This is a genomic window from Chryseobacterium sp. Bi04 (genome assembly GCF_918698085.1).
In the GTDB taxonomy this organism is placed as follows: domain Bacteria; phylum Bacteroidota; class Bacteroidia; order Flavobacteriales; family Weeksellaceae; genus Chryseobacterium.
The window spans coordinates 158,395-177,780 of record NZ_CAKKLP010000009.1; the positions used below are offsets into that span (position 1 = coordinate 158,395).

At 36.9% G+C, this 19,386-nt stretch carries 21 protein-coding genes; 9 read left to right on the top strand and 12 right to left on the bottom strand.

From position 1 onward, the window contains the following. Nucleotides 1-109 precede the first annotated feature (109 nt). Both LQV47_RS15085 and truA read right to left on the bottom strand, forming a co-directional pair. Nucleotides 110-463, bottom strand: a complete 354-nt coding sequence (locus LQV47_RS15085; RefSeq protein WP_230038243.1) for a hypothetical protein — start codon at nt 461-463, stop codon at nt 110-112. 25 nt (nt 464-488) lie between these two features. Then, on the bottom strand, nt 489-1,220 hold the full coding sequence (gene truA / locus LQV47_RS15090) for a tRNA pseudouridine(38-40) synthase TruA (protein WP_230038246.1): 732 nt from the start codon (nt 1,218-1,220) through the stop codon (nt 489-491). 108 nt (nt 1,221-1,328) lie between these two features. Between truA and lpxK the strand changes: the two genes are divergently transcribed. The 6 genes from lpxK to LQV47_RS15120 all read left to right on the top strand — a co-directional run bounded on the left by lpxK (nt 1,329) and on the right by LQV47_RS15120 (nt 7,163). After that, nucleotides 1,329-2,354 (top strand): tetraacyldisaccharide 4'-kinase, encoded by a 1,026-nt coding sequence (lpxK, locus tag LQV47_RS15095; protein ID WP_230038248.1) that lies wholly within the window; start codon nt 1,329-1,331, stop codon nt 2,352-2,354. Then, nucleotides 2,338-3,153 carry a purine-nucleoside phosphorylase gene (locus tag LQV47_RS15100; RefSeq protein WP_230038250.1) on the top strand — a complete coding sequence of 272 codons (816 nt, stop codon included), beginning with the start codon at nt 2,338-2,340 and terminating at the stop codon, nt 3,151-3,153. The genes lpxK and LQV47_RS15100 overlap by 17 nt, the downstream gene beginning before the upstream one ends. A 302-nt stretch (nt 3,154-3,455) precedes the next feature. Then, nucleotides 3,456-3,971: a thioredoxin family protein gene (locus LQV47_RS15105; protein ID WP_230038252.1), complete on the top strand. Its 516-nt coding sequence runs from the start codon at nt 3,456-3,458 to the stop codon at nt 3,969-3,971. 79 nt (nt 3,972-4,050) lie between these two features. Next, the gene (locus LQV47_RS15110) at nt 4,051-4,506 is read left to right on the top strand and encodes a GNAT family N-acetyltransferase (RefSeq protein WP_230038254.1); all 456 of its coding nucleotides are present in this window, start codon (nt 4,051-4,053) and stop codon (nt 4,504-4,506) included. A gap of 42 nt (nt 4,507-4,548) precedes the next feature. Then, entirely contained in the window at nt 4,549-5,646 is a 1,098-nt protein-coding gene (dinB, locus tag LQV47_RS15115; protein ID WP_230038257.1) for a DNA polymerase IV, read from the top strand. Nucleotides 5,647-5,690: 44 nt separating this feature from the next. Further along, nucleotides 5,691-7,163 carry an alpha-amylase gene (locus tag LQV47_RS15120; protein WP_230038259.1) on the top strand — a complete coding sequence of 491 codons (1,473 nt, stop codon included), beginning with the start codon at nt 5,691-5,693 and terminating at the stop codon, nt 7,161-7,163. 86 nt (nt 7,164-7,249) lie between these two features. Here LQV47_RS15120 and LQV47_RS15125 read toward each other — a convergent pair whose 3' ends face one another. The 3 genes from LQV47_RS15125 to LQV47_RS15135 all read right to left on the bottom strand — a co-directional run bounded on the left by LQV47_RS15125 (nt 7,250) and on the right by LQV47_RS15135 (nt 10,032). After that, nucleotides 7,250-7,417: a hypothetical protein gene (locus tag LQV47_RS15125; RefSeq protein WP_230038261.1), complete on the bottom strand. Its 168-nt coding sequence runs from the start codon at nt 7,415-7,417 to the stop codon at nt 7,250-7,252. A 201-nt stretch (nt 7,418-7,618) separates the two neighbouring features. Continuing rightward, complete coding sequence (locus LQV47_RS15130; protein ID WP_230038263.1) at nt 7,619-8,959, bottom strand: carboxylesterase family protein; 1,341 nt, start codon at nt 8,957-8,959, stop codon at nt 7,619-7,621. A 170-nt stretch (nt 8,960-9,129) separates the two neighbouring features. Continuing rightward, a complete protein-coding gene (locus LQV47_RS15135) occupies nt 9,130-10,032 on the bottom strand; it encodes a helix-turn-helix transcriptional regulator (RefSeq protein ID WP_230038265.1) in 903 nt (300 codons plus the stop codon). A gap of 131 nt (nt 10,033-10,163) precedes the next feature. Here LQV47_RS15135 and LQV47_RS15140 point away from each other — a divergent pair, with 131 nt between their 5' ends. Together LQV47_RS15140 and LQV47_RS15145 are read left to right on the top strand one after the other, a co-directional pair. Then, complete coding sequence (locus LQV47_RS15140) at nt 10,164-10,568, top strand: cupin domain-containing protein (protein ID WP_230038266.1); 405 nt, start codon at nt 10,164-10,166, stop codon at nt 10,566-10,568. Between the two features lie 33 nt (nt 10,569-10,601). Beyond that, complete coding sequence (locus tag LQV47_RS15145; RefSeq protein WP_230038268.1) at nt 10,602-11,654, top strand: NAD(P)-dependent alcohol dehydrogenase; 1,053 nt, start codon at nt 10,602-10,604, stop codon at nt 11,652-11,654. Between the two features lie 178 nt (nt 11,655-11,832). On the opposite strand, the gene LQV47_RS15150 is transcribed toward LQV47_RS15145, so the two are convergent. Continuing rightward, nucleotides 11,833-12,192: a helix-turn-helix domain-containing protein gene (locus LQV47_RS15150; protein WP_230038271.1), complete on the bottom strand. Its 360-nt coding sequence runs from the start codon at nt 12,190-12,192 to the stop codon at nt 11,833-11,835. 170 nt (nt 12,193-12,362) lie between these two features. On the opposite strand from LQV47_RS15150, the gene LQV47_RS15155 reads away from it, so the two are divergent. Continuing rightward, entirely contained in the window at nt 12,363-13,241 is an 879-nt protein-coding gene (locus LQV47_RS15155) for an NAD(P)H-binding protein (protein WP_230038273.1), read from the top strand. A gap of 75 nt (nt 13,242-13,316) precedes the next feature. Here the strand turns inward: LQV47_RS15155 and LQV47_RS15160 are convergent, their stop codons facing one another. The 6 genes from LQV47_RS15160 to LQV47_RS15185 form a co-directional block, all read right to left on the bottom strand. Further along, entirely contained in the window at nt 13,317-14,600 is a 1,284-nt protein-coding gene (locus LQV47_RS15160) for an ectonucleotide pyrophosphatase/phosphodiesterase (protein WP_230038275.1), read from the bottom strand. A 105-nt stretch (nt 14,601-14,705) separates the two neighbouring features. Next, a complete protein-coding gene (locus LQV47_RS15165) occupies nt 14,706-15,551 on the bottom strand; it encodes a GNAT family N-acetyltransferase (protein ID WP_230038277.1) in 846 nt (281 codons plus the stop codon). A gap of 30 nt (nt 15,552-15,581) precedes the next feature. Next, nucleotides 15,582-15,977 carry a cytidine deaminase gene (locus LQV47_RS15170; protein ID WP_230038279.1) on the bottom strand — a complete coding sequence of 132 codons (396 nt, stop codon included), beginning with the start codon at nt 15,975-15,977 and terminating at the stop codon, nt 15,582-15,584. Between the two features lie 12 nt (nt 15,978-15,989). Further along, the gene (locus LQV47_RS15175; protein ID WP_230038281.1) at nt 15,990-16,589 is read right to left on the bottom strand and encodes a GrpB family protein; all 600 of its coding nucleotides are present in this window, start codon (nt 16,587-16,589) and stop codon (nt 15,990-15,992) included. A gap of 138 nt (nt 16,590-16,727) precedes the next feature. Beyond that, a complete protein-coding gene (locus LQV47_RS15180) occupies nt 16,728-18,425 on the bottom strand; it encodes a hypothetical protein (RefSeq protein ID WP_230038283.1) in 1,698 nt (565 codons plus the stop codon). A gap of 210 nt (nt 18,426-18,635) precedes the next feature. Continuing rightward, complete coding sequence (locus LQV47_RS15185) at nt 18,636-19,385, bottom strand: T9SS type A sorting domain-containing protein (RefSeq protein WP_230038285.1); 750 nt, start codon at nt 19,383-19,385, stop codon at nt 18,636-18,638. Nucleotide 19,386 lies beyond the last annotated feature (1 nt).

Here is a 19,386-nt window from a genome sequence, read left to right on the forward strand (position 1 = left end):
AACTTTTACAAATCCTAATAGAAAATTTCAGATACCTGTCATTTACAATATGAATATCTTCCGTCTGTTTTATATGAATTAAGTGATAGCAGTCTTTGTATCGCGCTACCTAACTTTGCTGACTTTCGGATACTTCCCCTATTTTTTCTATTTCTATGGAAGGTTTTTGAAGATGTTCTTTTTGGAATTTTTTCTCAAGAAGCTGGTAAATACCCCATACTGCTGCAATAGAGATCACCCAGCCAATCATATTGACCAAAGAAAATCCGGTATAGTTCACATCTTCCAAAGCGGCAGGATCAGTAAGTCCTTTGTAAACTCCATAGCTCATTCCTAAAACAATCTGGCTTCCCAAATAAATTCCTATCGCCAAAAGGCCGAAATGCCATTTTATTTTTCCAAATTTCCCGGCTAATTGTGCATAATACCGATAAGCACCAATAAGTATAAAAATTGATAACATGGTTATTTTTTTTAGTTTTTTTTATTTAAAATTCGTAGCCTACATCTACCAGATATAATCCGTGAGCAGGAGCTGATGTACCCGCAGCATTACGGTTTTTGTCTTCAATTACTTTACGGAGATCCTCAGGCTTCAGTTTGCCGACCCCAATCTCTACCATGGTTCCCACAATAGCCCGAACCATATTTCTTAAAAAACGATTGGCGGAAACAGTAAATTTCAATTCTGATCCTACCTGCTCCCATTCTGCTTTATACATTTTGCAGATATTGGTTTTGTTATCTGTTTTTAGTTTTGCAAAACTCGTAAAATCCTCATATTCAAACAAAATTTTACAGGCCTCATTCATTTTATCAATATCCAGTGATCTTTTCCAGTGCTGCCAGGCAGATTCCTGTGTAAATGGATTTTTTTCCAAAGAAATATAATATTCATAGGTTCTGTAGGTAGCATCAAAACGGGCATGGAAATCGTCCTTCACCCGAAAAATATTTTTAATTGAAATATCAGGCGGAAGAAAACCGTTCAGTCTCCTCGGAAACTGATCATTCAGCTCCTGCTCCGTATCAAAATGAGCAAATATTTTTTTGGCGTGAACTCCTGTATCTGTTCTTCCGGCCCCCGTAGTTTTAATTTCTTCCCTTAAGATTGTGGAAAGAGCTTTTTCCAGTTCTTCCTGTACAGAAATAGCATCCGGCTGTATCTGATAGCCGAAATAATTCTTTCCGTTGTAAGAAAATTCAATAAAGTATCTCAATGTAGTATAATAACTCCGCAAAAATACTTTAATTTACTGAAATATTTGTTGAAAAGTCTTTGAGAATATGACAACAATCCTTATGAAAATTCCTATTTTTGCAATCGTATGAAAAGATGGTACCTTTATCCTTTTTCCCTCGGTTATCATTTGGTAACGGGTATCCGAAACACAATGTATGATTTAGGGATTTTTAAGTCGACAAAATTCAAGACACCGATAATCAACGTCGGAAATCTTTCTGTGGGCGGAAGTGGAAAGTCACCGATGGTGATGTATCTTGCCCAGTTTTTATCCAAACATTACAGAACCGGAGTGCTCTCCAGAGGTTACGGAAGGCTGACCAAAGGATATGAAGTAACTAATTATGAGAGTAATTATAAAATGGTGGGTGATGAAGCAATGCAGCTTTTTGAGCGTTTTAAAAACCGTTTTGTAATCGCTGTTTCAGAAGAAAGAGTTCCCGGTGCCAAAAAAGTGATCGAAGATATGGACCTTAATGTACTGGTATTGGATGATGCCTTACAGCACAGAGCTATCAAAGCCGGGTTTAATATTCTGATGACAGACTTTAATGATCCTTATTTTAAGGACTACCTTCTTCCTGCCGGAGATCTTAGAGAATCCAGAGCGGGTGTCAAAAGAGCAGACATTATTATGGTCAGCAAATGTCCTGATGAACTTACTGAAGAAACAAAACGCTATTATATTTCAAGAATAAAACCTTCTTATAAACAGAAAGTATTCTTTTCATCCATTGGGTATGACGAAAATGTATACGGAAAAGAGAAAATGCTTCCTGATAACAACCTGAATTATTACGACATCTTACTGATTACAGGAATTGCTAATCCTAAACCACTGTTGGAGCATCTTGCAAAATTTTCGAAAAGAGTAAAACATCTGAAATTCAGAGATCATCATAATTTTACAGATGATGATATAAAAAAAATCGTTGCGGAATATAAAAAATTAGGTGAATATAAGCTGATATTAACCACAGAGAAAGATTATGTTCGTCTGAAAACTTTTGACTATCTTAGAGATATTGTTTACTACTGGCCTATCAATGTTCTCATTGATAAAAAGGAGGAATTCAATCAAATCATCTTGGATTATGTTAAAAAATATTAAGGAGATCGCAGATTTCATTAGAAATATCATTCAGGATACTCCTGATTTTGCGGTTGTTTTAGGTTCAGGACTGGGAAAACTGCAACATGAAGTAGAGCCCATCCATATTTTAGAGTATAAAGACATCCCCAATTTTCCACAAACTACGGTAGCAGGGCATACCGGAAAGCTGATCTATGGAATACTGGAAGGAAAAAAAGTGCTGATGATGAGTGGCCGTTTTCATTATTATGAAGGACATTCTATGGAAACTGTGACTTTCCCTATACGGGTTTTTCATTTGTTGGGAATTCAAAACCTTATTCTTTCCAATGCCTGTGGCGGAGTAAATCCTGCTTACAGTGTTGCAGATATCGTTATTTTAAAAGATCATATCAACATGATGCCCGAACATCCGCTTCGGGGTAAAAATATTGATGAACTTGGGCCTCGTTTTGTAGATATGAGTGAGCCTTACAATAAAGAAATGATGAGGGTAGCTGAGCAGGCTGCTTCTGAAAATAATATCAAGATCCACCAGGGTATTTATGTAGCCCTCCAGGGACCAACTTTTGAAACACCTGCCGAATACGGTATGATTAAAGCTATTGGTGGTGATATGGTAGGGATGAGTACCGTACCGGAAGTTATTGTTGCCAGACACATGGGAATGGATGTTTTCTGTATGTCCGTCATTACAGATCTTGGCGGTCCGGATATTGCCCTTTCCGTTTCTCACGAAGAAGTACTGAATGCGGCCAATAAAGCAATGCCTAATGTCATTGCTGTGGTAAAAGGCTTGATTAAAGCATACCCATAACAAGTATTTATTTCAACGCCAAAAGGTATTTTTTTGGGCACTAAGTTATTTTAAGTGCCAACCTGTATATAAAAAGTACTCCTACATTTTGGGAAAGCCTCTGATTTTAATCAATACGTCACCTGAAGGAATGAGAATTCTACTTGGGTGGCAAATTAAAGATTGACAAGGCGGTCTATTAATACTATCATTTATGTTTAAACTATAGAAATTATAAATATTATAAATTTTTCCTAATTCATAAAAAATGAATTATCAATTGCTTTTCATTCATTAGATTTGTATAAATGAAATTGTCAGAAATGAGAAAGTTGTTAGTAATTTTTATGGCAGGTATTTTTGGACTCAGTTATTCACAAAAGGTACCTACAGCTCTTAAAACGGGATTTTCCAAAGAAGCATTACAGCAGAAACTGGAAGATGAAGAAGGAAAGAGCATCACGGTTCAGCAGATACTTAATCAGCATAAAGGAAAAGTTTTAGTCATTGACTTTTGGGCCGGATGGTGCAGGGATTGTTTGAAAGCACTTCCTAAAGCCGAGGTCTTAGAAAAAAACAATCCGAATGTAGATTTTGTATTCTTATCATTAGAAAGATCAAAAGAAGGTTTTGATAAAAGTCTTGTCAGGTTCAATATGAAAGACAAAAATAACTATTGGTTTGCTTCCGGGTGGAAAAATGACTTCAATAATTATGTGGATCTTAATTGGATTCCAAGATATATGGTTATTGATCAGAAATCGGCCATCGCAAAATATTATGCTATTTCTCCTGAAGATCCTGAAATTCAACAGACCATAGATCATCTTTTAAAATAGTAATATTCATTTAACCGGGAATAAAAGCTGAGCGCTTTCAATTTATTTTTTACGTTAAAAAATTCAACAATTGAACACCATGACTACAAGAGAAGCAAAAGAAGAGGATTTAAAGATTCTTTTAGAATTTGAACAGGGAATTGTTTCGGCAGAAAGACCTTTCAACATTACACTTATTGATGGCGAGATCCATTATTACGATTTGACACATTTTATAAAATCTCCGGATGCGATCTTAATTGTTGCTGAAGAGAATAATGAAATCATAGGATCTGGATATGCCCTCATCAAAAAAGCAGGAAGCTATTATTACAAATTTGAAAAGTATGCTTACCTGGGTTTTATGTATGTAAAACCTGAATACAGAGGAAAAGGCGTTAACAAAGTGATTACCGACGAACTGATCAGTTGGGCAAAGGCCAGAGATATTTCAGAAGTAAGACTTGATGTATATGCTGAAAATGAATCTGCTGTCAAAGCCTATGAAAAAGCAGGTTTTGAACCTCATCTTCTTACTATGAGATTGAAATCGTAACGAATAATTCAGCATAAATAAAGGAATCCATATCTTTGTGATATGGATTTTTCTTTGCCGCTTCGTAAAATTATTCATGTGGATATGGATGCATTCTATGCTTCTGTGGAGCAGCATGATAATCCAACACTGAAAGGCAAGGCCATTGCTGTAGGAGGTCAGCACAGAGGTGTTGTGGCTGCGGCCAGCTATGAAGCCAGAAAATTTGGAGTCCGTTCGGCAATGCCCAGCAAGACAGCAAAGGAAAGATGTCCTGATCTTATTTTTGTACCGCCCCGTTTTGCCCGGTATAAAGAAATTTCAAAAAAAATCCGGGAAATTTTTCACGAATACACAGATCTTGTAGAACCATTATCTCTGGATGAAGCCTATCTGGATGTCACTGAAAATAAAAAAGGGATGGATTCCGCCAATCTGATAGCCCGGGAAATCCGTCAGAAAATATTTGAGGAAACCGGATTAACCGCTTCTGCAGGAATCTCTGTGAATAAATTTCTGGCAAAAGTAGCTTCTGATATCAATAAGCCTAACGGACAGAAAACGATTCATCCTGATAAGGTAGAAAGTTTCCTTGAAGAATTACCTGTTGAAAAATTTTACGGTGTTGGAAAAGTTACGGCTAACAAAATGTTTAGTTTAGGAATTTACAAAGGAAAAGATTTAAAAAAAAGATCGCTGGAAGATCTGGTAAGGCTTTTTGGAAAATCGGGTGCCCATTATTACAATGTGGTACGGGGAATCCATACTTCGGAAGTAAAACCTCACCGGATTCAGAAAAGTGTAGCAGTGGAAAGAACTTTTTTCGAAGATCTTTTTGATGAACAGCAGATCAATGAAAAACTGGAAAGCCTCGGACAGGAACTTCATCAGCGCTTACAAAAAAATAATATTCTTGGAAGAACCCTCACATTAAAAATTAAATATAAAGACTTTTCCCTTTTTACAAGAAGTATTACTCAGGAAAATTATTTCAGTTCTCCGGAACAGTATTTCAGCATTGGAAAAAAACTTTGGGAACTTCGTCCTTATGATAAAGCAGTCCGCTTACTGGGACTATCCCTTTCTCAACTCAATACTGAGGAAAAAAAGCTGATTTCTGTTCAACTAAAAATTCCGTTTAAAGAATTCGAAAATGAATAGATAAAAATTTTTCGTTATCTTGTATCTACCAAATCCTCAAATATATGAACCAAACAATGATTCAGTTTTTCCACTGGTATTCTGAAGGTGATGGAAAATTGTGGAAAGAAGCCGAAAAACAGGCCGGATATTTATCAGAATTAGGAATCACATCCGTATGGTTCCCTCCTGCTTACAAAGGAACCAATGGAGGGTATTCCACAGGATATGACGCCTATGATCTTTATGATCTTGGCGAATTTGACCAAAAAGGAACTGTATCTACGAAATATGGCAGTAAAAATGAGTATCTAAAAGCGATTAAAGCACTTAAAAATCACAATATAGAAGTTATTGTAGATATCGTGCTGGGGCATAAAGCGGGAGGTGATGAGCTGGAAAAATTTAAAGCAGTAAAAGTAGATGAAAACAACAGGGAAAAAATTATTTCTGATGTCATTGAAATAGAATCTTATACCAAATTTACATTTCCGGGAAGAGGAAAAAAATATTCTGATTTTGAGTGGAACTTTACCTGCTTCAGTGGTGTAGATTATGCAGAAGGTATGGATTCTCATATTTTTAAAATACAGTCTGAATATGGAAATGACTGGGAAGAAATGATAGATGATGAGAAAGGTAATTATGACTATCTGATGTATAATGACATTGAGCACAGAAATCCTTTTGTACGGGAAGAGCTTAATAACTGGGCAAAGTGGTATTTCGACCAGACCGATTTTGATGGAGTGAGGCTGGATGCCTTAAAGCATATTTCTTTTGATTTTTACAAAGAATGGATTGCCCTGCTTCGTTCCAATACAGGAAAAAATATTTTTGCTGTAGGTGAATACTGGGCACCGGGGTATCTCCATCTTCTTCAAAAATATATTGAGGTTACGGAAGGCTGCATGAGTCTTTTTGACAGCTCCCTGCAGAATAACTTTCACAATGCTTCAAAGGAAGGTGATTCTTATGACCTGCGAAGAATTTTTGATGAAACGCTTACCCAGGCAGATCCATTACATTCTGTAAGTCTTGTTGCCAATCATGACACCCAGCCTTTACAAGATCTGGAAGCTCCGGTAGAGCCTTGGTTTAAGCCTATTGCTTATGCTTTGATCTTATTGAGGAAAGAAGGCTACCCGTGTGTATTTTATCCTGATCTGTATGGTGCTCATTATGTTGATAAAGACAGAGAAGGGAACGATCAGGAGATATTCATGCCTAAAATAGATGGCCTTGAAATACTTCTTAAAGCAAGGAAAGATCATGCATATGGAAATCAGCGGGATTATTTTGAAGATGCCAACTGTCTTGGATGGGTACGGGATGGTGATGATCAGCACCCGGGGTGCGCTGTTGTCTTAAGTAATAAAGATGCCTACAACAAGCCCATGGAAATAGGAAAACAATATGCCGGAAAAAGTTTCAGGGACTTATTGAAAAGATATGAAGAAAAAATAACGATTGATGAAAACGGCTGGGGAGATTTTCCTGTTCCTGCAGGAAATGTGAGTGTATGGATCAGTGAATAAGAACAGGTATCAATAAAAAAAGCATACCTGCCCAAATGAGTCATGTATGCTTTATCATTATTTTATAATAAATTAATTGATAGTTTCTAGCATTGAATACCCCGGCAGTTTCTAAAGTCTATAGCCCACTCGCAGCAGAAATTTTCCTCATTATAAGCACAGCAAACTCTGTCACGGATGATGATTCCACCTTTCATATTTTTAAGTTCTTGTCTGTCGAATTTCCGTGCGTTAAGAAAAAGTTTTGTTTTCATGATTATTATTTTTATGGTTTAGTTATTAAATATACATTAAAAATAATAATTATAAATGAATAATAAATACCAATTGCATGTTTTAGTATATATAATTCACAGAAAAACAAATATTAAAAATATGGTTGGCCACCCGGGAATATTTTCATCTTTAGTTGGAATATTTGTTAAGATTAGAGATTTTACAAGATTGATGTATAGCTACATCTTTCGGAGTTCCAGAATTTCAGGACTTTCAGCAGTATCAGATATTTTTCCGGTACGGGCAAATTCCGCCCAGAGTGCTCTTACTCTTTTCCCATTTTCATGAATATATGTCCATGGAATATTTTTTAACAGTCCTGAGGATTTCCACGCTGGTTCATTTCCAAAAATCAACGGCAGATCAATACAGTGTGGTGCTCCGATATGATTATCTTTCAACAGGGAATGAATCCTGAACAAATAAACATTTCCTCCTGCTTTTGCGTAATTATCTGCAAATAACTTTGCCGGATGGCCATAGATGAACTCGGTGGTTTTCCTAACTATTTTATTCATTATTTTCAACCCCATACCCTTCCCGAAAAAAGGATGTAAAGATTCTGAAGTTCTAAGATAAAATGCTGTTTCATCATTATTCAAACCAATCAGAACATCATATTTTCCGGCACTCTCTTTCCATTTTGTTTCAGATTCTTCTTCTCTGCATAAGGGAGGAAATCCATATTGCGTTCCAAATGGCATTGCTGCTTTTAAACCATATTTAAACACTGATGGGACAAACTTTCTGTACTCATCCGCTATTTTCAAAACATCGGTTTCATCTTTCAGTATTTCTGTTTTTCTGAGGAATTCAGCTGACATCTTCTGTCTTTTATGACGTAACCCTAAAGGAGCACTCTGGATAATGACCCGGTGAAATAATCCATCTGTTCCTTCTGAAATCATCAGATGGGCTATTGCATCACCTCCTGAAGACTGCCCCATAAGGGTAATATTTTCAGGATCTCCTCCAAAATCAGCAATATTAATCTGGATCCATTTTAATGCTTCAATAATATCAAACAGTCCAAGATTCGGAGGTCTCTTTTCATCGCCACCTAAAAAACCAAAGATTCCCAAACGATAGGAAACACTTACTACAATGATATGTTGTTCCTTTACCCATCCGGCAGGATCTGCAGTATCCATATCACCACAGCCAATCTCATGAGAACCTCCATGAATCCAAACAACTACAGGAAGTTTTTCATTTTCAATAATGTTTTCAGGACGGGTCACGGAAAGATACTGAGTAGATTCATCAACCTCGAAGACTTCAACAGGTATTGTACCGATCATCTTTTCCACAAGTGGGCTTAATGCCTGTGGACAAACGGGAGTTTTATCAGGAGGAAGATTATCTGATAGGGAAGATTCTACCGAAACAGGTAATTGAAATCTTTCGGAATGGGCATAACGAATACTTTTAGCCTTGATGATCCCGTTTTGTTTTAATGCAATAATTTTTTCAAAACGAGTTTCAAAAATAAAGGTTTCTTGCTGATTTGGTGTCGTCATTAGATTGTGAAAACTTTTCCCTTTAAATTTAATTTTGTTTTTCGAGAACAGAAAATTATTTAAACAAAAAATCTTATAGTTTAAACCACGAATCTCACGAATGGACGCACAAATATTCACTAATTAGAATTCTATTAGCGAAAAAATTAGTGTGATGAGTGTTGAAAACTTTAGTTCAGGAGTTTATATTCACTGGGAGAAATTCCTACTTTGGTTTTAAATAACCGGGTAAAGTGCTGTGGATATTTGAACCCCAGATTATAGGAAATTTCACTGATCGATTTCTCCTGATCCAGGATTTGTTCTTTGGCTACATCAATCAGTTTGTTGTGGATAAATTCCTGTGCTGAAACTCCCAATTCCTTTTTGATAAGATCTCCAAAATAATTAGCTGAGAGATTGAGTTTTTCTGCAAAGTAGTTCACCATGGGAAAGCCTATATTTTTAGGATCATCAGATTTTAAATATTCATCTACGAGATCTTCAAATTTTCCGATCACTCCCTGGTTAATATGATCTCTGGTAATAAACTGGCGGTCATAAAAACGCATGCAGTAATTTAAAAACAGTTCAATATTATTAACAATGAGTGACTTGCTGTGTTTATCAATAGACTGTTCCAGCTCAAGTTTAATATTTTTAAAGCAATCCAGTACCACTTCTCTTTCTTTCTCGGAAAGATGGAGTGCTTCATGTACGTCATAAGAGAAAAATGAATAGTCTTTGATGTTTTTTCCTAAGTTGGTTCCTTTTATCAAATCCGGATGGAAAATTAAGGCAAAACCTGCAGGCTGAACAGATCTGTCTTTATTATAAATTCCATAGGTTTGACCAGGAGCAATAAAAACCAAAGTTCCTTCCTGATAATCGTAGCTGTGCTTTCCATACTGCATGTCTCCACACATTACATCTTTCAGAAAAACGGTATAAAACCCAAACGTTCTTTTATGCTGGCAAATAGGATCTGATTTTGAAAAATCAATGATACTTACCAGCGGATGCAGGGTTTCATGATTTGCCATTTTATTATATTCCGAGACCGTATTATAGATTTCAACCTCCTGATTTTCCATGAAGTATATTTTTATTACTATTCAAAATTACCACTTTCATTTGTAATTGAAATGAGGTCTGTAAAATTGGTAAGTAATTCGGTAATCTGTATAAGTCTTGTTTATCTGAAAGTTTCGACTTTTGTACCGTTATGGAAACTTTTAATACAACCATTTTTCCGAAAGGAGAAAAAGCCCCTTCCGATTATTTTTTTGGAGGAACAGCCTGGATTCATCTTTTAAAACCGAATGAAGATGGGCTGAACTGCCAGGTCGGAAATGTCACTTTTGAACCCAGATGCAGAAATAACTGGCATTCTCATGGAGGTGGACAGATTTTAATCGTAACTTCAGGAAAAGGTTTTTACCAGGAAAAAGGAAAACACGCCCAGGTTTTACATCCGGGAGATGTGGTCAACATTCCTCCAGATGTGATCCACTGGCATGGAGCAGCACCTGACAGTGAATTGACACATATCGCCATTAATGTCAATACCCAAAATGGGATTGTAGAATGGCTGGAACCTGTAACAGACGACGAATATAACAATTTATAAAACTGAACTTATTAACTTAAATTAATTAATCAAATGAACACATTTACAGTAAAAGCCTATGGTACGGAATCTACCACAGCAGACCTGAAAGAAATGAATATTGAAAGAAGAGAAATTACCTCTACCGATGTAGAAATTGAAATTCTCTATTGCGGAGTATGTCACTCTGACCTTCATACCGCAAGAAACGACTGGGGAGGAACAATCTACCCTGCCGTTCCGGGGCACGAGATCGTAGGAAAGATTACAAAGGTAGGAAGCGAGGTTTCCAAGTTTAAAGTAGGTGATCTGGCAGGTGTAGGATGTATTGTAGATTCATGCGGCCACTGTGAAAGCTGCCAGCATGATCTTGAACAGTATTGCCTGAATGGATTTACCGGAACTTACAATGGTCATGACAAGCACTCAGGTGGTCATACTTTCGGTGGCTATTCTCAGAAAGTAGTGGTTAATTCTGATCATGTATTAAAAATACCTGAAAATCTTGACCTTGCAGCCGTAGCACCACTTCTATGTGCAGGGATTACAACCTGGTCACCACTAAGACACTGGAACGTAGGTCCGAATTCTAAAGTAGCAGTAGTAGGTTTAGGTGGTTTAGGTCATATGGCAATTAAACTTGCTAAAGGATTAGGTGCCGAAGTGACTTTATTTTCAAGAACTCCGGGAAAAACTGAAGACGCAAAGCAGCTGGGCGCTGACCACGTTATTATTTCTACAGATGAAGCCCAAATGGATTCTGTAAAAGGAAAATTCGATGTGATTATTGATACCGTTCCTTATGTACATGATGTAAATCCATATGTTACTACTTTAAATATCAGCGGAACTCATGTACTTGTAGGATATCTGGGAGGTTTAGAACCTATTCTGAATACTGTTCCTATGATTTTGGGAAGAAAATCTGTGGCCGGTTCTGTAATCGGGGGTATTGCAGAAACTCAGGAAATGCTGGATTTCTGTGGAAAACACAATATTGTATCGGAAATTGAAATGATCAAGATGCAGGAAATTAATGAAGCCTATGAAAGAATGCTGAAGAGTGATGTGAGATACCGTTTTGTGATTGACATGCAGTCCCTGTAATTGACTATACAACATGAAAAGGTTCTTCAGACTGAAGAGCCTTTTTGTTTATTTTTTATAGGTTTTGGCTAGAGCCAATGGTATTTTTATATAAACCAAAACGGACTAAAGCCCGTTTCTATTGATGTAGAAGGTGTTTAATGTTCACATTATACTTTTTACCTTATACAATGTATTCTCATTTATACTTCCCATCCATATCCTGGAATGCCCATTCTGCCATAGCGTCAATCACTGTACCAAGTCCGTGCCCGGCTTCACTTAGTTTATAGGTAACATGCGGGGGTACAACAGGTCTTGCGGTCCTGATGATCAGTCCGTCTGCTTCCAGCTGTTTTAAATGCTGAATCAGCATTTTTTCTGTGACGGCAGGAATTGCTTTTTTCAGTTCACTGTATCTTTTTTCTCCTGTGGAAAGGTTAAACAGAATAATAGGTTTCCAGAACCCTCCTATCCTTTCCATAACATACATTACAGGACAATCCTGCAGTACTTTTCTGTTCTCCTGAATGGTTGAACTTTCTTTGATTGCTGTCATAGTTACATACTTTAGGGTAAGTACTTGTATAAAAGTAAGTACAAATATAACTTTGTATTCGGAAATAAAAAAACATTTATTATGAAATCGCAATACTTGATCAATTCATAAAAGTTAATCAATATGCAGCGATTACATATGATCATTAAAAAACAATAAAAAATTTACATATGAAAATCATCATCACAGGATCATTAGGAAATGTAGCTAAGCCTTTAGCACAGCAATTAGTCAATGAAGGGCATAACGTCACTGTAATCAGCAGTAACGAAGCAAGGAAGCAGAATATAGAATCATTGGGAGCTATTCCGGCTATCGGATCTATTACAGATATTGATTTCCTTAGCAAAACATTTGAGGGAGCCGATGCAGTTTTCGTCATGACCCCTCCTGCTATCAGTGAAAATAACATTGTTGACAATACTGTTGATGCAGGAAAAAATTATGCTGAAGCATTAAAAAAGGCCAATGTAAAAAGAGCTGTCATGCTCAGTAGTGTAGGTGCAGAATCTCCTGTAGAAACAGGGCCTATCAAAGGCCTTCACCAGATTGAGAAACTATATCAGGAGGTTGAAAACACTTCATTTACATTTTTAAGAGCCGGATATTTTTATACTAATTTTTTCAATGATATTCCCTTGATCCAGAATGCGGGAATTATTGGAGGTAATTATCCTGCAAATACTGAAGTTCCGTTGGTACATCCTAACGACATTGCTAACGCAGCCGCTGAAGAGCTTGTAAAAGATGGAAATGGTAACAGCATACGTTATATCGTAAGTGACAGCAGAAAAGCTTCTGATTTTGCCAAAGTCTTAGGAACTTCCATAGAAAAGCCTGAACTGCCGTGGGTAGAATTCTCAGATGAAGATTCTTTCAACGGAATGCTACAGGCCGGGCTTCCACAGGATATGGCAGAACTGTATACTGAAATGGGAAGAGGGATAAGAACCGGTATTGTACAGAAAGATTTCATGGATCATGGATCTCCTGTTACAGGAAAGACAAAGCTTGAGGATTTTGCTAAAGAATTTTCTTCTAAGTTTTAAGTTATTTGGATATAAAAAGAATCGGCGCACCTTTGGTGCGCCGATTCTTTTTTGACGTAATCATTCGTTATCCAATTATTTTTCTTCCTTCAATATTTCCTTCAGGACTTTTAGTTTTCCATCAATGGGTTGGTCAATTTTCAATCCTAAAATTTCAGCGACCACAGGATAAACATTAATATTGGCAAACTCATCTACTACCAAATTATTTTTAAATTCAGGTCCCCATGCATAAAATGTTGCTTTCATTTCAGGAACAACTTTAGGATTGTACCCATGTTTTCCCACAGATGTTTTTTTTCCTTTCTCAAGGAATATTTTGGGCGCTTTCGGAATCAGAAGAATCTGCCCTATTCTGTGGTATTGGTCATCTCTTGTTGCAAAATGGAGATACCTGGATAGCTTTTTGTCCAGGTACACCTCATAATCTTCCGTTTTATGAGCCTTTAATTCTTTATAAACAGACTTGATCTCAGCAGGATTTTTAACATATACCCTCAATAAGGTCTGGGAGTTATAAAAATCAAACCTGCTTTTATCAAAAAGTACAGCTGGAATTTCCAGTGGAGCTCCTCCATCCACTTTGATCATTCCATGGTCTGACACAAAAATAAAATTGACATTTTTTAAGCCCAAATCATTTACTTTCTGAACAAGATCACCAATAGCATGATCAATTAAATGAACTGCATTTTCGGTTTCTTTCGTATCGGGTCCGTAATGATGTCCGCTTCCGTCTACTTCCGGGAAATATAATGAAATGAAATGAGGTCTTTTATCTTCGGGTAATTTCAGCCAGTTCACTACTTTTTCTACTTTTTCTGAAGGAGTAAATTTTTCATGGTAAGGATAATAGTAGCTTGGTCTTATTCCTCCGGCATCGCTGGCAGAGCCCACCCACATTAAAGAAGCAGATACTAACCCTTGTTTTTCAGCCAATCCCCAAAGTGGAGTTCCGCCATACCAGCTTCCATCTTCTGCATTTTTCTTATTGCTCATGGCATAGGTTTCATTTCTCTTATAATCGTAGAAAAAATTATCTATTAACCCATGATGAGCAGGATAAAGTCCGGTGATCAGGCTCCAATGGTTAGGAAATGTAATACTGGGATAGCTTGGGATCATTGCCTTTGCCTGTATACCATTATTGGAAAATTTCAGGAGATTTTCAGCATTATATTTTTTAGCATAATCATACCGAAAACCGTCAGTTGAGATCATAATCACATAAGGTTTTGACTGAGCCTCTATTGTATTCTGCCGACCCGGAATGACTATCTGGGCTGTATCAACAGTTGCCTGCTGGGCAAAGACCGTAAAGGAAATAAGCAGCAGTAAAAAATGTATTCCTCGCTTCATTGTTTTAAAAATTTCAGCAAAGTTACATTCTATACCGCTCTCTGAAAAGTTTAAGAGATTAAAAGTATATTAAAACCATTTATTTTGATTAAAATATACTGACTATCAGATAATACGCTTCATTTCAAACTGGGATACCCAGTTTTTAAGGCCTATTCTTTCACTAAGAAAATGAAAGGTGCTTTCTGAAACCTCATCTACATTATTTAAGGATACGGTTTCTCCATTATTTTTCTCTTTAATAGCTTCGAAAAGTCTGGTTGCAATTCCTTGTCTTCTGTAATCTTTATCTACAGCAATCTGGTATATTTTCTTTGCTACCGGATTATAAAAAGCGTATCCTGCCAGTTTTCCATCTTTATAGGCACCAAGGACTATACAGTCTTTGCGCATATCTTCAAGTACAAAAACTGAACCCTGCCATGACGGTTCAATATCCCAGAAAGCACGGAGGTTTTCCCATTGAACCTCTTCCAGTTCTTTTATTACAATATCGGAATCTGTTTGTTGTACATTAATATTCCCATTGAAACAAAGCAGTCTCCGTACAACAGTAAATCCTAAATTTTCATAGGCCCTGATCGCCGGCTTGTTTCCATCAATCACTTCAAGGATTAAGGTGTCCACTTTTCTGTCTTTTAATATGGGAAGGATAAAATCATACATTTTTCTTACCAGCCCTTTTCCTCTGCTTTCAGGAACGACTCCCGTTCCGGCATTATAGATTATTCTATGAGGATCTTCTGTTTTTTCAGCATTAAGAATAAACCCTACCAGCTGCCCGGACTCAAATGCCCCTACCGATAAGTTTAAATCTATTTTTTCAGAATTAATTTTTGAGATAAGCACCTCTTTTGTCAGGTGAAAAGGAACAATATAATCAGAAAAAGAAAGATTAAATACAGATAAAAGCTCCTCTACACTAGTATTTTTTAAAGTTTTGAATTCCATTGGCTTAATAAAAATTATGAGTTAAAAAAATTACCATTCTCTTTCAAGATCTTCTTTCCAGTCGTAAGGCATTAATTCTTTTAAGGTTACAAATATTCCGTTTTTCACTTCTATCACGGCATTGAGATTTTCTCTGGATAGCTGGCTCATCAACTCCCTGCAACGTCCACAGGGTGGTACTGCATTTCCATCATTTCCTACTGCTACTGCGGCCTTGATCTTATGTTCCCCATTTTTCAACATTTCAGCTACAGCACTGTGTTCCGCACAAAATCCCAAAGAGCAGGCTGTGTCTATACTGATTCCGGTGTAAACATTTCCGTTTGTAGTTTCAATAGCTGCCGCAACTCCTCCATATTCTATAAAATCGTTCAGCCTTGTGGCTTTTGCCAATTGTCCTGCGATTTCCTTTAAGTCTTTTCTCATTGGATTAATTCTTTATTTCTGGTGTTCCAAATACCATTCAACAGCCTTTCGTTCTTCTCTCTTGATAAACGGATCTTTTCCTTCATTATAATCATTCCCGTCATACCATTCTTTTTCACTCAAATATTGCTTCAGCTGCTGATATTCATCTTTTACTTCAGGATGGGTCCGCAAGTAATCCCGAAACGCGATATGACGAAGCCAATGTTCAGAAGAAGTGGGAATTACATGAATATGGGCGATACGAAGCTTATGATCGTGGATTCCTTCAGGAATTTCATCTCCTGCTTCAATAATTTCCGGAAATCCTAAATGCTGAGGCTGATCTGTAAGCTTTATAAAAAAACGGCGGTATGGCATATCCTCGTTATACTTCCGGTAATAAACATAATCCTGTCCCTGTAATAAAAGAGGAACCTTATCCAGCTCTTCTTCATTTTTCACCCCAATCATAATGTCTATCACAGGTTTTGCAGATAAACCTTCCACTGATGTACTTCCGATATGTTCAATTTGTGGGTTCAAAAAACCAATGCTGTCTTTCAATTCATTTTTAATCGTTTCAAATTGCTTTTTCCAGGAAGGATTATATTTTTCAAAAGTAATTTTCATGGGATATCCGGTTATATACAAATATATAAAAAATCAAACAATCCCTTTAAAATTAAGCCTTTTAAGATTTTCAGAAGTAAATAAAATAATAATACCTCTGAAAAATCAGAGGTACTATTGAAAATATGTAAAATGTGATTAATCCGGCCAATTGGCAAAAAGTTCGTCCATATATATACTGGTAGGATTGGAATAACTGGTCTTTATTTTATCTCTCCACTGATACCAGTTTCTAGACCCTTTAAGCGCCTGTTCCAGCTGTGAAGCCGTATATCCGGTAACTCTGTCTGCAGGGTATCCTACTCCAAACATAACATTCTGATTATTTCCGTCAATCATATCATATCCGCCTGATGTATAATGATTTTCAGCACTAATGGTACGGTTCTGGAAGTTATTGGAACCTGTAGATCTGTAAACCGCATATCCTCTTATCCTTTTATATCTTTCTAAGGTCATCAAAGTTTCCACAGTAGTTGGCCAGCTTTCAAGAAGTCTTCGGTTTCTGTTTTTGACCGCAGAATTGGAAGACAGGAAGGAATCCTGGCAAATGTCATTATACGCCGATCTGTCTATAATTGAATGCAGGGCGTGGCTCAATTCATGGATGGTTGTTCCGTACACCATATCGGATAATCTTCCATATGCTTTAATATGGACCTGGGCTGATAAACCAAAAGTAAGTTCACTTCTGATGTGAGAATAAGAAGAAGGTACTCCCCACGGTGCTGATTTACGGGCTGCAATCTTTATCTGGCTCTGTCTTCCGAAATTATAGATATGGTTATTCATAGGCGGAGAAGTAAGTCCAAATCTATACCCATAATAGAAATCATGTGCCGCCTGATGTATCAGAGCGTGATATTCATCTTCTCCTCCATCAATAACTGGGTACCATGCCTGCTGCTTTACATTGGGACCTTTCATTTCTGCCTGGAAAACAGATCCGTTTCTCACACTATAATTATATCTTTCCCACTGGATAACATATTTTGCTTTTCCACGTACTGAAGAAGTGGAGAAATACCCGTTCCCGTCTGTAATTCCCTGTGCTACAGTAAACCACTGCCTCATCAATACCTGTGCTCCGGTTACCGGTACTACATCTAAAATATCATCTTTTACCTGAATTCTTCCGCTTGGATACCATTTTTTTCCAAATATCCATTTTGCCTGGGGAGTAGAATCATCGGTAAGCAGATCTGCTTCATTCCCTGTAAGTTCATAGGCCAGGTATAAAAGGTTATTAAACAGATCTGTTTTATTGGCTAATTTTCCGGTAACTTCATATCTTTCTATATCATCAATATCGGAAAAATAAGGATCCTGTTCAGGGATATACAGTTCACTCAAGACTTCATGCTCAACTGCAGGAAGGTTTTTCCCTACAGGAACTGCAGTATAATAAACAGGAATAGAGTCTCTGTCTGGAGCTCTGTTTTCCAGAAATCCTTCTGCATATTCGGCATCTAATCTGTAATCGAAGTAATGAATGGTAGAATCCTGCTTCAGCAATCCTACTTCATCTTCATTTTTAGGGTTGAATTTAAGGTAAAGATGGGAAGGACGTACTTCGAATCCTGCGGTTTGTTTTGGGTTTTTAGCTCTTAGCTGTTCAAGAGCAATTTTCATGGTTTCAACAGAATAAGGGTTTTTCAAAAGGATAGAATCCCCGGAAAATGAACGGGCATACACGTTAATGTTATTTTGCTCTAAGGCTGCTTCATTTTGCATTTCAGTTGATTCATCTTTACACGAATACTGAAAGGAAAGTAATAAGGCCCCAAAAGCAAATAGCAATATCTGCCCAAATTTAAATGTGGTGCGTGTTTTCATTGTAAGTTATTAGTTTTTTACGCCTTAAAAGTAGAATAAAAATTAAAAATACAATACACTTTTAGAATAATTAATCGTTAATTCATGAATATTCTTTATACATTCATCCAATCATCTTAAAAAAATTAAAAAATTCATTATTTTTCTTCATAATAATACCTCCGAAAATCAGAGGTACTATTGAAAATATGTAGATGTGTTTTCTCTGAACTATTCTTTAATCAGTTTTTCATAAGACAGACTTCCGTCTTTCAATAGAATTTCAAAATAATATATTCCTGATTTCAGATCCTCAACGCTAATGGTTTCTTTATCCGGTTTTACAGATTTTATCTTTCTTCCTGCTGCTTCATAAATATCAATAGATTTTATACGATCAAAGTTTTTGAAACTAACCGTTTGCTTAGCAGGATTGGGATAAAGGCTTACTTTCTTAGTTTCTGCAACTGCCTCAGTGGTTGATAAATTGCTTGCCGTCATTGTTAACGTTGCATATCCTCTGTTAGAAGAACTATGTTGAGATATTGCTGTGCTTCCTCCTCTAGCAAAAAATATATCCAGAGAGCCTGCTGCATTTGGGATTACAAAATCACCGGTACTTCCGGATAAACTTCTGGTTGCAATAATAGTCCGGGTACTTCCTGAAACAGTGTTGGAAACAAGAGTCCAATCCTGAACAGCATCTACACTAGGGAATGCCCCAATACCATTAAAACTATAATCAAGGTTTGAGCTGCTGTTATAAATAAATCCGTCTGCACCGGCTTCCATACCGGAATCACCGGCACCTATTCCCAGATAGGAAGTACTGTTTCCGGTAAGTGTCAAGGTTGCCAATGTGGGTGAAGTTTCCAGCTTCACGGTCATTCCAGTTGCCCCAAGACTTACAACGCCTGAGGAAAACTGGGCCCATGCGAAATTGGCAAGAGCCATACTTAAGGTGAGTAAAAGTTTTTTCATA

Coding starts and splice junctions, on each gene's coding strand:
- LQV47_RS15155 (WP_230038273.1), top strand. CDS start 12,363: ATGAAAATCATCATCACAGGATCATTAGGAAATGTAGCTAAGCCTTTA.
- LQV47_RS15175 (WP_230038281.1), bottom strand. CDS start 16,589: ATGAAAATTACTTTTGAAAAATATAATCCTTCCTGGAAAAAGCAATTT.
- LQV47_RS15100 (WP_230038250.1), top strand. CDS start 2,338: ATGTTAAAAAATATTAAGGAGATCGCAGATTTCATTAGAAATATCATT.
- LQV47_RS15130 (WP_230038263.1), bottom strand. CDS start 8,959: ATGACGACACCAAATCAGCAAGAAACCTTTATTTTTGAAACTCGTTTT.
- LQV47_RS15105 (WP_230038252.1), top strand. CDS start 3,456: ATGAGAAAGTTGTTAGTAATTTTTATGGCAGGTATTTTTGGACTCAGT.
- LQV47_RS15185 (WP_230038285.1), bottom strand. CDS start 19,385: ATGAAAAAACTTTTACTCACCTTAAGTATGGCTCTTGCCAATTTCGCA.
- dinB (WP_230038257.1), top strand. CDS start 4,549: ATGGATTTTTCTTTGCCGCTTCGTAAAATTATTCATGTGGATATGGAT.
- LQV47_RS15085 (WP_230038243.1), bottom strand. CDS start 463: ATGTTATCAATTTTTATACTTATTGGTGCTTATCGGTATTATGCACAA.
- LQV47_RS15170 (WP_230038279.1), bottom strand. CDS start 15,977: ATGAGAAAAGACTTAAAGGAAATCGCAGGACAATTGGCAAAAGCCACA.
- LQV47_RS15165 (WP_230038277.1), bottom strand. CDS start 15,551: ATGGAATTCAAAACTTTAAAAAATACTAGTGTAGAGGAGCTTTTATCT.
- LQV47_RS15140 (WP_230038266.1), top strand. CDS start 10,164: ATGGAAACTTTTAATACAACCATTTTTCCGAAAGGAGAAAAAGCCCCT.
- LQV47_RS15135 (WP_230038265.1), bottom strand. CDS start 10,032: ATGGAAAATCAGGAGGTTGAAATCTATAATACGGTCTCGGAATATAAT.
- LQV47_RS15160 (WP_230038275.1), bottom strand. CDS start 14,600: ATGAAGCGAGGAATACATTTTTTACTGCTGCTTATTTCCTTTACGGTC.
- LQV47_RS15145 (WP_230038268.1), top strand. CDS start 10,602: ATGAACACATTTACAGTAAAAGCCTATGGTACGGAATCTACCACAGCA.
- LQV47_RS15120 (WP_230038259.1), top strand. CDS start 5,691: ATGAACCAAACAATGATTCAGTTTTTCCACTGGTATTCTGAAGGTGAT.
- lpxK (WP_230038248.1), top strand. CDS start 1,329: ATGAAAAGATGGTACCTTTATCCTTTTTCCCTCGGTTATCATTTGGTA.
- LQV47_RS15110 (WP_230038254.1), top strand. CDS start 4,051: ATGACTACAAGAGAAGCAAAAGAAGAGGATTTAAAGATTCTTTTAGAA.
- LQV47_RS15180 (WP_230038283.1), bottom strand. CDS start 18,425: ATGAAAACACGCACCACATTTAAATTTGGGCAGATATTGCTATTTGCT.
- LQV47_RS15150 (WP_230038271.1), bottom strand. CDS start 12,192: ATGACAGCAATCAAAGAAAGTTCAACCATTCAGGAGAACAGAAAAGTA.
- LQV47_RS15125 (WP_230038261.1), bottom strand. CDS start 7,417: ATGAAAACAAAACTTTTTCTTAACGCACGGAAATTCGACAGACAAGAA.